Annotated in this window: 15 protein-coding genes and 2 tRNA genes; 10 read left to right on the forward strand and 7 right to left on the reverse strand. The window is 63.1% G+C overall.

The genetic code is table 11. The features are described 5' to 3' along the window. Positions 1-73 (forward strand) — tRNA-Thr (locus ACFWY5_RS03755). A gap of 78 nt (positions 74-151) precedes the next feature. On the opposite strand, the gene ACFWY5_RS03760 is transcribed toward ACFWY5_RS03755, so the two are convergent. Then, positions 152-766: a site-specific integrase gene (locus ACFWY5_RS03760; RefSeq protein WP_379630466.1), complete on the reverse strand. Its 615-nt coding sequence runs from the start codon at positions 764-766 to the stop codon at positions 152-154. Between the two features lie 203 nt (positions 767-969). Here ACFWY5_RS03760 and ACFWY5_RS03765 point away from each other — a divergent pair, with 203 nt between their 5' ends. Continuing rightward, positions 970-1503, forward strand: coding sequence for an XRE family transcriptional regulator (locus ACFWY5_RS03765; protein WP_379630467.1), 534 nt, complete (start codon positions 970-972; stop codon positions 1501-1503). Positions 1504-2170: 667 nt separating this feature from the next. Further along, positions 2171-2983, forward strand: coding sequence for a hypothetical protein (locus ACFWY5_RS03770; protein ID WP_379630468.1), 813 nt, complete (start codon positions 2171-2173; stop codon positions 2981-2983). Positions 2984-3389: 406 nt separating this feature from the next. Here ACFWY5_RS03770 and ACFWY5_RS03775 read toward each other — a convergent pair whose 3' ends face one another. Next, entirely contained in the window at positions 3390-4502 is a 1113-nt protein-coding gene (locus ACFWY5_RS03775; protein ID WP_379630469.1) for a hypothetical protein, read from the reverse strand. Between the two features lie 391 nt (positions 4503-4893). Here ACFWY5_RS03775 and ACFWY5_RS03780 point away from each other — a divergent pair, with 391 nt between their 5' ends. Beyond that, the gene (locus ACFWY5_RS03780) at positions 4894-5493 is read left to right on the forward strand and encodes a transposase (RefSeq protein WP_379630470.1); all 600 of its coding nucleotides are present in this window, start codon (positions 4894-4896) and stop codon (positions 5491-5493) included. Between the two features lie 133 nt (positions 5494-5626). On the opposite strand, the gene ACFWY5_RS03785 is transcribed toward ACFWY5_RS03780, so the two are convergent. Then, positions 5627-5998: a hypothetical protein gene (locus ACFWY5_RS03785; RefSeq protein WP_379630471.1), complete on the reverse strand. Its 372-nt coding sequence runs from the start codon at positions 5996-5998 to the stop codon at positions 5627-5629. Between the two features lie 611 nt (positions 5999-6609). Between ACFWY5_RS03785 and ACFWY5_RS03790 the strand changes: the two genes are divergently transcribed. Beyond that, positions 6610-7413 carry a hypothetical protein gene (locus ACFWY5_RS03790; protein WP_379630472.1) on the forward strand — a complete coding sequence of 268 codons (804 nt, stop codon included), beginning with the start codon at positions 6610-6612 and terminating at the stop codon, positions 7411-7413. Between the two features lie 151 nt (positions 7414-7564). Next, positions 7565-7637, forward strand: a tRNA-Thr gene (locus tag ACFWY5_RS03795). A 62-nt stretch (positions 7638-7699) separates the two neighbouring features. Here ACFWY5_RS03795 and ACFWY5_RS03800 read toward each other — a convergent pair. Further along, positions 7700-7861 carry a hypothetical protein gene (locus ACFWY5_RS03800; protein WP_379630473.1) on the reverse strand — a complete coding sequence of 54 codons (162 nt, stop codon included), beginning with the start codon at positions 7859-7861 and terminating at the stop codon, positions 7700-7702. A gap of 1209 nt (positions 7862-9070) precedes the next feature. Here ACFWY5_RS03800 and ACFWY5_RS03805 point away from each other — a divergent pair. The 3 genes from ACFWY5_RS03805 (at position 9071) to ACFWY5_RS03815 (ending at position 12671) form a co-directional block, all read left to right on the forward strand. Next, a complete protein-coding gene (locus tag ACFWY5_RS03805) occupies positions 9071-9595 on the forward strand; it encodes a hypothetical protein (protein WP_379630474.1) in 525 nt (174 codons plus the stop codon). Positions 9596-9789: 194 nt separating this feature from the next. Continuing rightward, a complete protein-coding gene (locus ACFWY5_RS03810) occupies positions 9790-10068 on the forward strand; it encodes a hypothetical protein (protein WP_379630475.1) in 279 nt (92 codons plus the stop codon). Positions 10069-11000: 932 nt separating this feature from the next. Next, positions 11001-12671 (forward strand): TROVE domain-containing protein, encoded by a 1671-nt coding sequence (locus ACFWY5_RS03815; RefSeq protein WP_379630476.1) that lies wholly within the window; start codon positions 11001-11003, stop codon positions 12669-12671. A 174-nt stretch (positions 12672-12845) separates the two neighbouring features. On the opposite strand, the gene ACFWY5_RS03820 is transcribed toward ACFWY5_RS03815, so the two are convergent. Then, positions 12846-13781 carry a zinc-binding dehydrogenase gene (locus ACFWY5_RS03820; protein ID WP_379630477.1) on the reverse strand — a complete coding sequence of 312 codons (936 nt, stop codon included), beginning with the start codon at positions 13779-13781 and terminating at the stop codon, positions 12846-12848. Between the two features lie 92 nt (positions 13782-13873). Here ACFWY5_RS03820 and ACFWY5_RS03825 point away from each other — a divergent pair, with 92 nt between their 5' ends. Next, positions 13874-14638: a TetR/AcrR family transcriptional regulator C-terminal domain-containing protein gene (locus ACFWY5_RS03825; protein ID WP_379630478.1), complete on the forward strand. Its 765-nt coding sequence runs from the start codon at positions 13874-13876 to the stop codon at positions 14636-14638. An 827-nt stretch (positions 14639-15465) separates the two neighbouring features. Here the strand turns inward: ACFWY5_RS03825 and ACFWY5_RS03830 are convergent. Beyond that, positions 15466-15975, reverse strand: a complete 510-nt coding sequence (locus tag ACFWY5_RS03830; protein WP_379630479.1) for a hypothetical protein — start codon at positions 15973-15975, stop codon at positions 15466-15468. A gap of 79 nt (positions 15976-16054) precedes the next feature. Continuing rightward, a complete protein-coding gene (locus tag ACFWY5_RS03835; protein ID WP_379614699.1) occupies positions 16055-16246 on the reverse strand; it encodes a hypothetical protein in 192 nt (63 codons plus the stop codon). Between the last annotated feature and the right edge of the window lie 629 nt (positions 16247-16875).

Below are 16875 nucleotides of genomic sequence, written 5' to 3' on the forward strand. Positions count from 1 at the left end.
GCCGACGTAGCTCAATCGGCAGAGCATCTGTCTTGTAAACAGAAGGTCAGGGGTTCGATTCCCCTCGTCGGCTCTGCACGTGAAAGGCCCCTTTCCTCGATCGGGAAGGGGCCTTTTTGATCTTGTACAGCACGGTTGTACAGCTACGGGTTCAGCCATCGAGGCGCTTGTTAAGCTTCTTCAGGGCTTTGCGCGTCTCCGGGGTGGGGATCTGGGTGTAGACGTTCATGGTCACCGAGATCTGAGAATGCCTGAGGATCTGCATCGCGACTCTCGGATGGACGCCCAGGGCGGCCAAGAGGGATGCGCATGTGTGGCGGGTGTCATGGACGCGGATCGCTGGGACGCCGGCGTTGTGGCAGTGCGATGCGAAGGCGCGGTTGAAGTTGCGCGGTTCGACCGGGGTGCCGTTCCGGGTGGTGAAGACGAGGTCGGTGTCGGGCCAGTTCTCGGCGGCATTTTCTGCTGCGGTCTGCTTGGTCCTGCGGTGGTGGAGGCCGGCGATGCACAGGCCCAGGAGCGGGAGCGTGGTCGTCGAGCCGTCCGTCTTGGTGGTGTCGCGGTGAAGCAACTGGCCGCCGACTCTTGTGAGCTGGTGGGAGATGGCCACCTCTTCGGTCTGGAAGTCGACGGCTGACCAGGTCAGGCCCAACACTTCGCCCCGCCGGAGGCCGAGAACGAGGATCAGGACGTAGGCGGCGTATAGCGGGTCGTCGACCTTCCGGAGGTGTTCGAGGAATCGGCGTGCTTCGTCGACGCTCCACACGCTTTTGGCTTTGCGCTTCTTGGTCTGGCTTGCGCTGGGCAGACTGGTGAGAGCTGCGACGTTCTTGGATAGCAGTTCTTCGCGGATCGCTTGGTTGAGTGCTGCGCGCAGAGTGCGGCGAATGCCGATGATCGTGTAGCGGGCGGGGTAGCTCTTGCAGCATTCGCCCTTGGCGCAGCACTTTCTGCGCCGGCGCTCACCGGATGATCAACCACGAGGTCCGCGCTATCTATCCACACCGCTGGGCCGTTCCACATGCGGCATGGCGGAACCTCTTCGCCACGGCCACGAAAAGGATCGAAATCCTCACCTACAGTGGGCTGTTTCTCGCCGAGGACGCAGGGCTTATGAACCTGATCGCCGAACGTGGTAGTGCCGGAGTACGACTCCGTATCCTCCTAGGCGATCCGGACAGTACCGAGGTCGCTGCGAGAGGCGTAGACGAGGGAATCGGCGCAGACGTCATGGCCGCCCGCGTCCGCAACGCCCTCACACTATTCAGCCCTCTCCAAGAGGTGCCGAGCGCGGGTATTCGCCTTCACCGCACTGTGCTCTACAACTCGATCTATCGAGCCGACGACGATCTCTTCGTCAACGCCCACGCCTATGGCACGAAAGCTCCAGACGCACCCGTCATCCACCTTCATCACGTCGGTCCCCACGGCACCACAGCCGTCTATCTCACCGGTCTGGAACGCGTTTGGGCCAGAGCGAGCCCCGTCCGCAGCACATGTTGAGCCTGCAACCCAAATATCTCTACGGCTATCAAGCCGCCGCCCGCTGGGCGGCCGGGCGGTCCGGGCGGGCGTGCGGCCTCTCCGGGCCGGTCCCGCCCGGCCACCCCGCCGCACCAACGAACGCAGGCAGAACCGTGTACAGAACGTTCCCAGCACCACGAGGGATGCCGACTCCCGGACTGAGCCGATGAGGTCAAAGCATGCCTCCGGCGGGAGCACTCCGGCACCGAGGTGATCGTCACACGGCCCTGAACGTAGACGGGTGGCTGGGGGCTGATCACCTCGCACACCATCGACCCACGCAAGTCCAGCAGACCGACTCCTACGTATCAAGCCCGGCTCTGACCGCAGGACAACGCATGATCGAGGAACGGCGACTGGCGAACGTACACGCGAAGCCGAGCTTGACACTCCGTCCCCGGCCCGCTGCCGCTACGCGGTGAGTCGACGGCGTACGGGGTGATCAGGGCCTGTAGATGAGTGCTGGCCGCACGGGCGGGACCTACCGCGCGTCGCCCAGGAGCGGCGCGGCCCAGAGCCGTTGCGCTTCGGCAGAGGCCAGTTGCTGGCGAGCGGCGCCTTGGCGATCAAACGGCTCTTCCCGAAATAGCGGCACATTATTGCAATGAGTAGTTCTGGCAGGCTTGGCGCACCTACGATTGAACCCGTGGCCACCTCCGATGTGATCGCGATCATTGCTGCCATCATCGCGGTAGCTTCCTTGTTATATGCTCGTCGATCCGCAATCGCTGCGGTGCATTCGGCCAAGGCTGCTGCCGACTCTGCCCATGCAGCTGCTCGAAGCGCGGACGCCGATGAGCTTGCGGCCGTTCAGCAGGCGCGAACCGAAGCCGACTCCGGACGTGTAAGGGTCTACGTCAGCTTGGAGCGCTCCCAGGGGTGGAGGCTCACCTACCTCGGAAAGGAGATCTGCGACCAGTACATATTCGAGTTCGCCAATCAGGCGGATTTCGAGGGGAACTGGCTCGAAGCTCCTGTCAGAGGCATCCTCGTTAACGAGGACACGCGCACCATCGTCGTGGACGATTCATGGTCATGTGTAGGCGGATCTACTCCGCTATGGCCTGATCCTCTTCCCGAGCCCATAAGCGATCATCGTGGAGTTCGAGTACCGCCTGGCGGGGCCGTCATTCTCGAAACGACTATCGGTGCGTGGACCGAACGTTGGCGAGAGCTGTGGGCCGAGAACAATTTGGATGAGCTTTGGTCCCACGGCCCTGCGGCCTCCCTGCGCGTGTGGGCTGCTCAAGAAGGCGATGGAGTGGACTACGCGGCGGAGGACTGCCACAGTCCGCCTAGCGGATGGGAAATCCGGATAGGTGTATATGACTGGGCGTTGGAGCCGAGGCCCAAGGATGACCCGGACGCGCTCACTTGGGGTGTGCGCGGCAAGCCATCATTCATCGTTACCCGCTCGCCCTATCGACCATCTCCTCAGAGCATCCACGAGCTCATGTGATCGGGGCGAGCGGGAGATTGGAAGCTTCTGACACCAGCCCGATCTGCGGCTGTGCAGTCGTTTGACCACCGCGCTGCTGAGTGACCAACTGCGTGACAACCGAGGCGTACAAGTGTGGACGTCTATGGACCTCACCAGACTGTTTACACGGTTCAGTCCGGCTAAGGAGCTTGATAAAGACCGCGATCAAGTGGCTTCGCATCGAACTGGTCGGGCCGCGACGATCGCTCACTTCGGTACCGGCACTGGCGGTTGGGGCGATCGCTGCCGCGAACCGACTTCGTCGGTCCGGCCACCGGTCTTTGCGTGATGCTGTCCGTAGTGACAGTCCTTATCGTGCAGCACCGAGGAGAAGCAGCAGCCACCAACGGCGTGACTCCGCGTGGCGCCAGGGGCCAGCGCGGAGTCAAGCCGTTAGAGGCGTCATGGCCGAGTAAGCCCCCTCCGACGGAACCGTCAAGATAAAGCTCCTAGGCCCCCTCGCCCAGTTTTCTATGATCCGTATATCCTGGTCGGACGCATCAGGCAGATCTCGAAGCTTCTGAGAGTCGGCGATAAGGAACAGTGGCGGCTCTTCAAAGGTGCGGAGGTGTGGCTCGAATTCCGCTGCCAGTCTGTGCGCTGCGGCATGTAGGACGTCATCCTCAACCACCGCTCCTGGCTCAGCGTGCAGCGCCCATACTATAAGCGGCCGCAACCTGCGACCATACTCCTTCTCCGACAGATTCTGCATGTCGAGCGAGAACTTCAATGCGTCGAGGACGCGCTTTCGCACATTAAGACGCCAGTTTGACTCGGTAAGGAGCTTGACGTCTATTCCGAGACTTAGACGAGGTCCGATAGCCACCGCGTCCACACGTGCCGCCTTACCAAGCTTGACATTTTGGAAGGCTTCGCCATCTCGCCCCATCAGACGGGTGACGAGCTTCACAGCTGCATCTTCAGCGTCGACATAGTGTCGAGTTATGGATGCGCGTGCATTTCTAGCTATGTTTGCCGAGACGTCACTCCGCGGTTGAGGAGGAGACGCCTGCCCATTCACGCTCGCGGCATGCTGATCAACGGATACTTCTTCAACGACCTCCTCGGCCTTTCTCTCTACCGACTCACTAGCCTCTTCAGGACTTTCCAACTTCGCTTTAACAATTTGAGCTACTTCTTCGTCGAGCTTCTCCTTCTCGGCCTTGAGTTTGCCCAATTCGGCTTCTTCCCGAAGAACAAGGTGCTTCTGCCTCTGCCACCACTTTAAACCGCCCCAGGTGATCAGAAGTAGACCAGCAACTGCGAGGCCTCCAGAGATATACGGCCATGAGCTGAGCAGCCAACGGATCTGCTCCTGCTGCGCCGAGAATATTTGTTTACCGATGGGCGTCAGCTCTCTTAAGTTTTTCTCCGGCGTACCTGCCACCGTCTTCTCTTGAAGTAAGAAGATAGGAATAGCAAGCCCGGCAGCAATCAAGAGAGCCCCGACGCTGACGAGGAACTTGTTGAAGTCCGCGTACTCGAACTTGGGCAACACGCTGCGATGCTAGCGGATTCCAGCAGACTCGACAGGACAAGTGAGATTTTTGCAGATTGACCGAATCTACACGTCTGGGAGCCGGCAACAGCGACATCCAAGTCTCTCGTCCAGCGCGCAGGCGAGAACAGGAGCGCATCCCAACATGGCGCACGACCGACTATATGTTGACGTTCGCCTCATAGGCCTCAGACGAGGCCGGGCAGGGGCTGAGGCGCCGAAGGGCCGCACCTGGGCGCCGGTCGGCGCCCGTGGTGGTGACGGTATGCGGTAGGGGGTTCTGGCCGGGTCAACAGGGCCGGCGTCGTGGCCTACGGGACGGCGAACGCCCGCACCTGTTCTACACCCTGCACATCTACCACGGCCGCAAGGGCGAGCCCAAGACGTTCTCTTGGATCGACTACCACCTGATCGTGGCCACCCACCAGCGCCTGGGCGCGCGCCACTGGTCTGGTGCTGGGACAACCTGAACGTGCACCTGACCGGCCAGTTCACCGAGTTCGCCGCCGAGCACGCCGACTGGTTGCGCATCGTCCAATTACCCGCCTACGCACCCGAGCTAATCCCCGTCGAGGGCGTCCGGTCCCTACCGCGCCGGGCCCTGGCCAACTTCGCCGTCGCCGACCTGCCTGGACCCGTCCGGATCGTCAAACGCAAGCTGAAGAAGATCCAGTACCGGCCTCATCTGCTCACCGGTTGCCTGACCCAGACCGAGCTCACCCTCGATACCCGGCAAAGACATGACCGACCCTACGAATTCAACCTGTGTAACAGCAGCTCTGGACTGCCCTGGATCGATCGGGACGACGCGGCGGTCCGGCAGCAGATCAGGAGGCGGGCATGGAACGGCTGTGGACGCTCTCAACCTTCCTACGGATCAGAAGGCGGCACAGCGGCTGAAGCCGTGACGATCGCGGACTTCGGTGCCCGTCGTACGGGCTGGGGCGATCGGTGGCAAGGCCTTCCTCCGTCGGGCCTTGCCACCGAGTGACCTTGGCAGAGATGACAGCAGCACTGACAGCAACGTCCCCACATGCCGACGCATCTGCGCCACCGTCCACACGCGGCTGAGCACGGTCTCGATCGCCCGAGCAGGGCGATCGGTCCGCCTGAAAAGCGGACGGTCATGCTCGATACGAGGCGAACGACAATACTGGCAGGATCTCCGCCAGCGCTGCCAGATTGTCGCGCGAGAGATCGAGTCGCACGTGGCTCCCGTTTTGATCAGGTCGCCAACCGGCGTGCAGAGCTCTGGCCACAACAGCAGCTACCAGGGCCGGCCGTACCGTTGCCGTCTCTTCTCCGAGCCAGCTGTCGGGACGATGGAAGGGCAGCGATACCACGAGGACCTGGGCTGGTGCGTCGGCCAGTTGGACGGCGAATGTCATAGGGCTCCAGCCGTTGCCCTGGTCGTAGGTGGGCTTGTGGCGAATCCGCCAGCGGTAGACGACACCATCGACGGTGATGAGCCGGGAGCCCTTCTTCGGTATGGCCACACGCACCTCCGATCATGGTCTGCTCCGTGGCTGTTCCGTGCGAGGCCGTAAGCAACGAAAGGCCACAGCAAGCGTATGCCCTTCTCGGACGCTTGATCGAGTAGTTTTCCCGGTGGCCGGACCTGGGATCGAAGAACATGCAAATCTTCGAGGGCGCAGACCGGCGGACCGATACCGCTGCAGCGACGTTTACTGATCAGCGAACCATTTGCGAAACGATCTTCCAGCCGACCGTGCTCGATTCCTGAGTTCCTACAGCTCAAGAGGTTGGTTCTCGCCCGAGGAATCCCGCTCTCCTAATGCGGGTGTCGAAGGCTCTGCCCCGCGGCTTCCGTTCCTCGGGCCTGGAGTCCTGCGGTACGGGTCCACTTGCTACCGGCTGGCGGAACTGCTCGCCGGCCGGATGCGGCGGACAGCGCCACCGCCGTGCGTGATCCCATCCCACCAACCCTTGTCTCTCGTCTGACCTGTGCGTTGGCCCGCTGGCTTGGGGTATGCATTTCCCTCATCGTGAAGTGCTTCGGCTTGGCCTCTCACAGGACCTACTCCCGACGGAGCGTGATCGCCATGAGATCTGTCGCTGCGAGGATCTTTGCGTGATGAGGCGAGGTATGGCGGCGGCGGTTCTGCTGATGGCCGCATCCATGGTGACTGTGGGGCCTGCCGCGCGGGCCGATACGGTCGTGGATCCGGCTGGTGCCATTCAGCGCCAACTCGTTCCGGGCCATGGGGTGAAGATCGTCCAACGTTCGCGGATGCGCATGCTCGGCGAGTGGTCTGCGACCGAACCGGTGCGCGGTGTCGTCGGATTCGGCAAGGGCAAGATTGTCGCGACGGACTTGAGGGACTTCAACTCGGCACCTGACGGCACACGTAACATCTGCATCGGCAAGCGCGGCTACCAACTCTACGCCGAGCCCGACCCTGACCGTCCGCTGCCGCCAGGCAAGACCTGGGTGACCTACGAATGGCCGTGCCGGCTCGTACTGAAGTCAGGATTCCATCTCAGCCTCAGCGATCCGGCCACGCTGCGAGCGGTACTGGCCACCACCGTGCGCAAGCGGCCCGCCGGGGTCTATGACGGTGTGCCCACAACCCTCCACGAGGGGAGCATCACTTTCGCCCAGCTTCACAGAGTGAACCCGGGCATGCGCATCGGCTTCCGCAACATCCCGCCTACCGGCAAGTACGCCTCCTGGAAGGTGTCCTGGCGGTTGTGGATCGGCCGTGACCAACTCGTCCGCAGGGCGTGGAGCTCCTGGCGCGACCCGAATGACAGCCGCGGCAGGACCGCCAACGAGGAGCCGTATCACGTCTTCGATGCGGACCTCCGGTTGTCACACTGGGGGATGAAGGTGGACATCCAACCACCACCCGCAGATGAGACGGTGGCGTCGAAGGACTTGGTCGACTGAATCGGCCTGCGCCGGAAGCGCAGCCGCCCATTCCACTCTCAGGGCTCGTTGCCTTCAGAATGGATGATCTCAGCTGTACAGCACGGAGATACAGCAACGCCCCCAGACAGCGGCTCATCACGACGAACCCCTCCGCATGCCTGACCAGGGCGGCGACGTCTCAGCTACCCCTCCGTATCTGTCTTGTAAACAGAAGGTCAGGGGTTCGATTCCCCTCGTCGGCTCTGCATACAGAAGCCCCTGAGCAGGTGGTTCTTGCTCAGGGGCTTCTGCTTTGTCAGGACAATTATGCGATCTTGCTAACACCCTTGCTAACAGCGGTCGCGAAGATCTCGGCGGCGGTGGCTGCCTGCTCGGTGATAACGTGGGCGTAGACGCGCAGGGTGATGGCCGGGTCGCCTGGATCACGCGTGCCGAGCGGGAACGATCTGATGCAGGAGTTCGGCATCGCTTGTATGACAGTGCACAACGGCATGCGCGCTCTCCGCGACGAGGGCGACATCTACACCATCCACGGTTTGGGCAGCTTCGTCAGCCAGCCCGAGCCTGATCCCGGTGAATGAGAACGTTCTCTACGGGTTCAAAGGCCGCCCGTCTACGGCGGCCGGCGCGCGTCGGGCGGTCGCTGGCCGCGCTGCGGCTTTTCGGCCGATCGCGGCCAGCGCCGCCCACGCGCTCAGATCACCGCGACAATCAGCTTGATTCGGGCCTACCAGGCCATCACCGCGCGCCCAGCCGACCAACACTTCAACGTGCCGGGCGCATCCGTCTGGTCACTTCGGCATCCAGGGGAGAGGCACGAAAGCAGCCACTCCCCCCAGGACCGCAACAACGGCCCCAATGGTTGCCAGGGACTCGCGCGGTTGGGTCCAGAGGCCGCGGTTCATCTTGGCCCACTTGGTGCGGGCGAACCGCATTTTTACCTTCTGCCACTTGTGCTGGCGCCTGTGGCAGCCGAGAAGCAAGCCGTATGCGTTTTCACGGCAGGATGTTCCGTCACGGTTAACGGCGCCACACCACACCGGCATTCGAAAGACGAAGAAATAGCTGGACAGGGCGGCCAAGCTAAGGATCATGACGGGGGCAACCTCGGGAATCCAGCCTGCCACAGCAGCGATAAGGGCAGCAAAGGGGACGAAACCCCAATACCTAGCTGGACCAGCCTTCCCTTTGCTCCTGCTCCTTGTTGTCATGTGCGGAAATTAGCGCCCTCTTGCGATAGTTGACCAGCAATGCTGTGCTACCGAACAAGTCACTCGAACGTTGCTTGACATGTGGCAGTAGTTACAGTACCGGGCTCTGATCGGCGGCTTGTCGGCCGCAGGTCTTTGCTTCTCGGGCTCTAGGGCGGGTCTCCGGAAGCAGCTGAATGCAGACTCCGTAAGGCCTTGATTGCGAAGTCTATCCGAGGTGATCTTTAAAGCGTTTTCCCGGGTCATCCACAGACTCGTGAGTTCTCTGGCGCCCGTGCCCACTCTTCTCGGGGACACGTACGCTCCCGGCTAGCTTCGACCACGACAGGCTGGTACCTCGAGATCGCCCTGGTTTGGGCGCCACGGAACAGCGATGGTGGGTACGTAATAGGAGCAACGGTTATCTAAGGCCTTTCGCGGCTAACCAGCAAGCTTCAGCAAGCCAACCTTGACCAGGAGGTCGCGTGGACAGCGCGATGTGGGTTGCGATCTTGACAGGTGGGACAGCGATCCTGGCGGGATGGGTGACGAGCCTGGGGAACGCTCGCACAGTACGAATCCAGGCTGAAGCGTCCGCTAGGGCTCAGCACTATACCCAGATTCGGGAAGCACGTCGGACGGCCTACCTTGAGTTCTTAGAGCAGGCCCACATCACTGGCGAGCTCTACTACAGGCTCGGCGACATCTACATCCAGGTGACGCAGCAGCAGGAGCAGTTAGTAAGGATTCAGGACTTACGTACTGCTCTGCGGAACGCCTATGATCCGCTGGCTCGATGCGCCAGGGTAGTTCTCCTCGAAGGGCCGGAAGTCATTGCCGAAAGGGTAGAAGCTGTTAAGCGGGCGGCAACTGATGCCAACGGAGCACTGTGGTTCATCGCGCAAGAGGCCCCGGAAGCGCGCTCCCGTTTTGACAACGCCCACCAGGCGTTCCGCGACCAGCTGCAGAGTTTCATCGAAACGGCCCGAACTACCATAGGTTCCCCGTAGCGGGGCTGTCCTAGAAAGCCAAGCGTGCCTGCGCTCTTGTGGCGGCACCTGGCCTCCAAGCCTGGACAGGTCGAAAGCCGGGGATATGGATGCCCTGAATTCTCCGAGCTCGTGCGGGTGCGTCTATTCGGAGTCACGCCACAGTCCCCGAGGTCGCCGGGGCATGGCTCCATCTGGAGTCCTTGACTCTCCACGTGGATGTTCGCGCCGACTGGTCGCTTCGGGTCGAACGGTCCGAGCTGCGACTCGGCTACGCGATGGAAGAGCTGGGAAGCCGCGTCGACATCGACCCTGCCTCCGACGAAGTTCCTTTTGCACGGCACGTGGGCGAACGGCTCGTACGTGTCGTGGAGAGGGTCGATAGTGACGACACCACAGAGCGTGTGGGAGCGGAGTTCGTATTCGACTTGGGGTCTGTACGCGCGGAGACGTTCGGCGGGGATCTACGGCTGACCGATTGCGGGATTCGATGAGGGCTGCCGCGAGGCTTCCGCTCCTCGGGCCTGGAGGTCCTGCGGCGCGGGTGCTCTTGCCATCGAGATGACATGGCTGAGGTCGAGTCTCGGACGCTCGTGGACGACGGTGGACTCATCTCAGGAGCGGCGTTTCCATTTGCCAGACGGTTGCTAGATCAACTCACGCGGGCTGGCGAGGCGAGCCTTGCTGCGGGCGGGGAGCGCTTTCAGACGAGTAGGTGTGTGCCCTGGTAGAGAGTTTCGGTGGCGGGATGATGGCCGTGGCCGATCCGTCGGATATTCAGGTGTGCCGCGCCACGCTGATCGATACCGTAGGAGACAGTTCACGGGACCTGAAGGGCGCGGGTCGAAGAGCGTCGGTTGTCTTCAACGCATCTGCGCTTCCCCCGGGTCGTGTGAGCTGGTCAGGTCTGGTGCTGGCGCGGGTCGAAGTCTCGTCGGTTATCCACTGTTAATGGAGAGGTTGCGGGTTCGAGTCCCGTCGGAGGCCTGGGTCTCCGTAGCTCAATTGGCAGAGCTCTTAATGCCGGTGGGCGCACCTACATCCGTGTCAGTTCCAGACCTGATCGCTCGTCAGCTCTGCCGGCGGTACGGGTCGAATCTCTATCGGTTATCGCCTCCCATGCGGGTGACGCAGGTTCGAATCCTGCCGGGCCGGCCACGTCGGCCTGTCGTCTAGCGGCCAAGGACGCCTTAACACCGGTGAGTCCCCCACATCCGTTCCGCCGGCAGGGCTGACGAGCAGGGGAGCGGGTCGAAGGTCGTCGGTTATCGGGATCAGAAGGTCGCAGGTTCGAATCCTGCTCACCCGAAGTTTCGGGTGGTGGCGCAGTTTGGTAGCGCGTCTGATTTACTCGGCGGTCATCACCACATCCGCTCCCCTTCGTCATATCCGCCCATTGGGCGGGTCGAATCGAAGGAGCGCATCCATGGCCGTACGTGATCCCCTCGCGAATGTCTCCGCGATCGTCACCCCGCAGACGCAGCCGATCCCCGGCCGCGACGACCAGGTGAAGAACGCCGCCGGCGGCTACGTCTTCGACAAGGACCTGTGGGCCAAGGTGGAGGACTTCCTCATCCTCGGCACCACGGGCGGCACCTACTACGTGAGCGAGAAGAAGCTCACCGGCGACAATGCCGGCGTGCTGTTCTCCGCCATCGCCGAGGACGGTCCGCGGGTTGTCCGGCTGCTCACCGAGATCTCGACGGCTCGCCCGCCGCGGGCTCCGAAGCCGCGTCCTGCTCTGTTCGCGCTGGCCGCGTGCTACGCCATGGGTGATCCGGACACCCGGCAGGCGGCGAAGGTCGCGCTGGCGAAGGTCGCCCGCACCACCGACCACCTGGCCCAGTTCTTCGGCTATTACAAGAACCTGGGTGGAAAGCGGACCGGCCGAGGCACGGCGCCCACGGTCGGCCGTTCGCTGCGTACGGCGCTCGGTTCCTGGTTCCTGGCCGGCGACGCCGACAGCGTGGCGTTCAAGGCGTGCAAGGCTCGCCAGCGGAAGACGCCTCAGGGTGAGACGTTCGACCTGCGGGATGTGTTGCGCATCGCTCACCCGGCAGCCGATAACGGCCAGCGCAAGGTCCTGTTCGGCTGGATCGCCGGCAATGTCGCCGACGATGAGGCCCGCGCCGAGCTGCCCGCAGTGGACCGGTTCCTGACCGCGAAGGCCGCCACCACACCGGCCGAGGCGGTCCGGGTCGTCACGGAGGCGAACGTGCCGTGGGAGTTCCTGCCGGACGCGATGCTGCGCGAGAGCACGGTGTGGGAGGCGTTGATCGAGACGGTCGGCCTGACCGCCCTGATCCGCAACCTGGCCCGCATGACACGCATCGGCGCCCTCAAGCCGATGTCGGAGGCGACTTCGCGGGCGGTGCTGCGGCTTACGGACCGGGAGGCGATCTTGCGCGCCCGGATCCACCCGATGGACGCCTGGCTCGCCATGCGCGTTTACGGCTCCGGCCGGGCGCAGCCCAACCCGCGCGCCGACGTCCAGACCTGGAAGCCCGTACCTGCGATTCTGGACGCGCTGGAGGAGACGTACGAGCTGGCCTTCGGCACCGTCGAGCCGTCCGGCAAGCGGCTGCTGATCGCAGTGGACTCATCCGGCTCCATGAGCAGCCAATGGAGTAGCGGCGTCGTCGTGGGCGGCTCCACCATCGGCTCCCCGTACGAGGTCGGCTGTGCCATGGCCGTCATGCTGTCCCGCATCGAGAAGGGCAACGTGCACGTCATCGATGTGGACACGAGCGTCCACGCCTCGAAGGTGACGCCGCGTACCAACCTGCGCGAGATCGCACGGTGGCGGCCCTCGGGCGGCGGAACCGACCTGTCGCTGCCGTTCACCTGGGCGAAGCGGGAGAGGCTCAACGTGGACGGCATCGTCGTGTTCACCGACAACGAGACCTGGGCCGGCCGCTCACACCCGGCACAGGCTCTGGCCGCCTACCGCCGTTCCGTCAGCCCGGCCGCCCGTGTGGTCGTGGCCGCGATGACCGCGGCGGGCTACTCGGTCGGCGACCTCAAGGACGACGGCGTCCTGAACGTCGCAGGGATGGACGCTTCACTGCCGCTCATCGTCAACGGATTCGTGCGCTGACCTGGGCAATGCAAAATCGGACTTCAGCGTACGCATGCCCTTGGCCAGGAGAGATCCCGGTCAAGGGCTTGGCCGGTCGGGGGTGAAGTCATACCGCGCGCCAGCAGGTCGAGACGGACGTGGCCGCCAACAAGGCGATGGCGGAGGCTCAGGGCGCTCGCTGGCAGAAGTTTCTTAACGGGGCGGCTCCAGGGTCACCTTGATCGCTCCTGCGGATCTGTCGCGGGCGACTCGGAACGCTTCGGCGGCGGCGTTCAGCGGGAATCGGTGGGTGATGACGGTTTCTGCGATCTCGGGCCGGGTGGCGAGCATGTCCGCGGCCTGGCCGAACTCGCGCACGCCGCCGGGTCGGCCGTAAGCCATGGCGTTGATGTAGGTCAGTTCCTTGATGAGGCTGTGTGCCGCCGGGATGCTGATGGTGTCGTTGTAGACGCCCAGCACGATGATCCGTGCGCCGGCCGCGGCCAGTTCGGCGCATCGGGCCAGGCCTGATGAGCTGCCGGCGGCGTCGATGACGACGTCGTACGTGCCCTGTGGGCGTCCTGCGCCGAGGTGCTTCGCGGCTGACGTCTGGTGCTCGTAGCGGGCTTCCAGATCGACGTCGAAGCCCAGGTGGCGCGTAACGGCGGCCGCGAGGAGCGCGATGGATCCTCCGCCGACGATGACCACTCTTTCGCCGGGCAGCAATCCGGCCTTTCGCACGCCGTGCCATGCGACGGCGGCGGGTTCCACCAGGCAGGCATCCTGTACGGGCAGGCTGGCGGGCAGCGGTAGCAGCGTGTATTCCGGGACCACCACGGATTCCGCCATTCCGCCATCCCGGAAGATGCCCAGCGTGCCGTGCGCCGGGTCGGCGCAGCGCTGGGTGTTGCCTGCCGCGCATTCCGGGCAACGACCGCAGTAGATGGACGGCTCTACCACGAAGGCGGCACCGTCGACCGTACCGGCGAACTCGTGGCCGTATGTGAAGCCTTGGTGGCCGTTCGCGACGAACGCGACATCCGTGCCGCAGATCCCGGCCGATGCGATGTCCAGCCGGACGCCCGGTCCCTCCGGGTCGGCCACGTCCTGCACCTGGATCCCGTCGGCGGTGTTCCTGACAGCCAGCACTCTGTTTCCTCTCGCTTCTTAAGCAAACGTCGTTTGCTTAAGCTAGGCGATCTCGTTTTGCTTCTGCAAGGCATGGGAGGCTGAACTTCGACATGACACGAGAGAAGCCCAGCTCACCGGACCGCGCCCGCGTCTCATCGCCGGACCGGCCGGGCTCCGCATCCTGGTGGCTCGCGCGCGGCGAGCCGTCCACGCGCAGGCGGCGGAACCGGATGCTTTCGCTGGAGTCGATCGCCGACACCGCGCTACGGCTGCTGGACGAGCACGGCATCGAGGCGATGACCATGCGGAGGCTCGCCGAGGACCTGGGGTGCAACCAGTCCTCTCTGTACCGGCACGTCCGCAGCCGGGACGAACTGACGATCATCGTGGCCGACCGAGCCATCCGGCTGGGGCTGCGACCACCGCCCCCGGGTCTGGACTGGCGGTCGGAGGCGGAGTGGCTGGCGCGTGCTTTCCGCGCTTTTCTTCTCGGGCATCCCTCCGTTGCCTTGCTTCTGCGTGGCACCGAGCGGCTGGGTCCGAATTCGCTCCAAGGGGTGGAGGTCGCGGTCGATCGGTTCATCGGCGCGGGCCTGAGTCCGAGGCACGCGATGGCGGCCGCGGGGGCGTTGGCCACGTTGATCATCGGTTCTGTGCAGTTCAATCTCTATCTTGACGCCACCGATCCTGGGGAACAGCAGGCCCGTCAGACGCTTTATGAACGTCTCGACCCGCAGACCCATCCCAGGATGGTGCGGCATGCCACCGATATCGCCGGGGTGGGGAGTGATGAGGAATTCGAGTTCGGGCTGAAGATGTTTCTGGACGGCATCGCGGTCGCGATCCGTGGTACGACGGGTCAGCTCGATATGTGACGTCGCCATGGTCAGAAGGATGACCAGTTGGGCGTTACCGATTACCGTCCGGGAGTTCCGGCACCTGGCTGCCGGCAGTGCGGCCCGTCAGGTCAGGATGCGCCGTTGGTTGTAGAGCCGTTCGAGGCTGGCCGACGGAATAACGTATTCACCGCCCTCGGACGTATCGACCTGGTAGCGGATTGGCCGGCACCAGCCTGGTCGTTCTGCGGCAGGCCATGTGCATCAATCCCGACAGTCTTGTATCGGCAGAATGAGTCGCCCGCGTTGTGGCAGATACGGGATGGACCTGGTTCGAGAACTCTGCGGTTGCTCGCGACGACTACGGAGGCGACCTGGCCGCTTGCTTCGAGCACATTCGGACTGGTGTGCGGACTATCGTGACCAATCGGCTCCCCGAAGAGATCCTTTTCGGGTAGCGAACTAAAGCGAGTGGTAGCTCAGCACAGCACGGAAGTCGGACCAATCGCACTATCCGACCGGCCCGCGCGGAGCATCCGTGCAGCTCAGCCTTATAGGCAGAGCATGTTACATTCGCTCTTTTACTGCGTTGCTCATTGAGCACGGTTATGACCGGCTGCCAGCGGCCCGACCAAAGCCCAGGCTAGGACACGGACCGGTCCGTGAAGCAGCAAGGGTGGAGTTACTCTGCACTGCCTTGTGCTCTCCACTCCGAATCTCATGCGGGTAGTCTGCTTATTCGGAGTGGAGAGCACGGTCGGAGGGCAAGGCAAGCTACGCGTTCCTACCGGCAACGGCCGCTAGAAACCCGCGCTACAGCCATGCCGATTGAAACTGAGCGTCCGGATGGCATACTTGCGCCGACATCAGACCCTCGCCTTTTTCGGTCGTCCCACGCGTCGGCGGTCCCATCTATCTAGGAAATCCTGAACGCTTCGTAGCGTGAATACTGGCCCCATCGCCAAGCGGGCTATGGGAGCTGGGAAGTCTGCCCGCGTCTCCGCTAGCTCTCGTACCCTCTGCCGGGACACCTGCAGGAGGCTGGCAATCTCGGCGTACCCTACCAGCTGCAGGAAATCTCTTGGTATCGACGAATCGTCGCCTTCCCGCCATGCGGTGATGCCAACGTAAGTCAGCACATCTCCCAGAATCTCTCTTGCGTTCTTGGTGAAGAGCTTCTCGCCTTGATTGATGGCATCCTGCTCATCAGATGCTTCGAGATCGAATTCTACGATTAGTTGCCCTGTCGCGACGTCATCCGACATGGTCGGATAGCCCGGTAGGGCATGAACCACTTCTTCTCGCTGTTCGTCAGTCAGTCCCGCGGCGCTCACAGCTACGATTATGATGCGCCAGAGGGTGAGCGATGAGTTCATGAGATGGTTCTCCTGAATCTTTGTGACATTAAGGATGGAATGGGGTCGCGCGTCGTCTCGCGACCCCGGGGAAGCAGGACTAGCTATCCATCGCGGAGAGGTCCATACCGCCTCTGCGCAGGGTGTTGATCAAGTTCGACCACTCCCTCGGCGTCTCGGGCGTCCTCGGGAAGGTCATCGTCTGACCGTCCTTCCGGAAGTACCAGCCGCCTTTCAGGCTTTGCCACGCATCGAACTCCTGCTCCTTTGCCACCCGGAGGAGGCGATCCATCCGATCCATCACGTATGTCGCTTCCTGTGCAGACTACCCGTTAGTCCTTGACACTGACAAGGGAGAAGCGTAATCCTTTACACAGACAAGGTCAACTTAGGGGCGTGCCTGCCCCTCGACAGCTTCCGTGGCCAGCTTCGGCCAGGCGAAGGCCATGGGGGATTTCGGAGACTGGGCCACCTTGCTATCCGGACCCGCTCACCCACCGAGCGGCAGGGTGGACCGGTGTCGACCGGCGCGGGACATATGCGGGATGATCTTAAAGGCGGAGCGGGCTACAGTAGCCGTCCGTTCAGCTCACACCCTGCAAACCGGCCCTGTGACTGTCGCTCTCCTAAAGCGGGTGCTCCTTGACTCCCGCGGGCTGGGTTAGGTTGCCGGGCGATCAGCTGCCGCGTGGCTTCCGTTGCTCGCGCCTTGGCTGCCCTGCGGTACGGGACCGCTTGCCATGGAGACATGCAGGGCTCTCGCCCTCTGCCGTACGGCACGCACGTACGGCAACGCCCCAGCCAGTGGCTCATCACCACGAACCGGCGCGGCCACGCCTTAGCCACCCGCCGCTGACTTGTAACAGCGCCTTGGGCGATGCTTGTCGATCGTTCTGATCGGCACGTTGCAGTCTTCGAGTG

Source organism: Nonomuraea sp. NPDC059007 (assembly GCF_042740555.1).
GTDB lineage: Bacteria > Actinomycetota > Actinomycetes > Streptosporangiales > Streptosporangiaceae > Nonomuraea.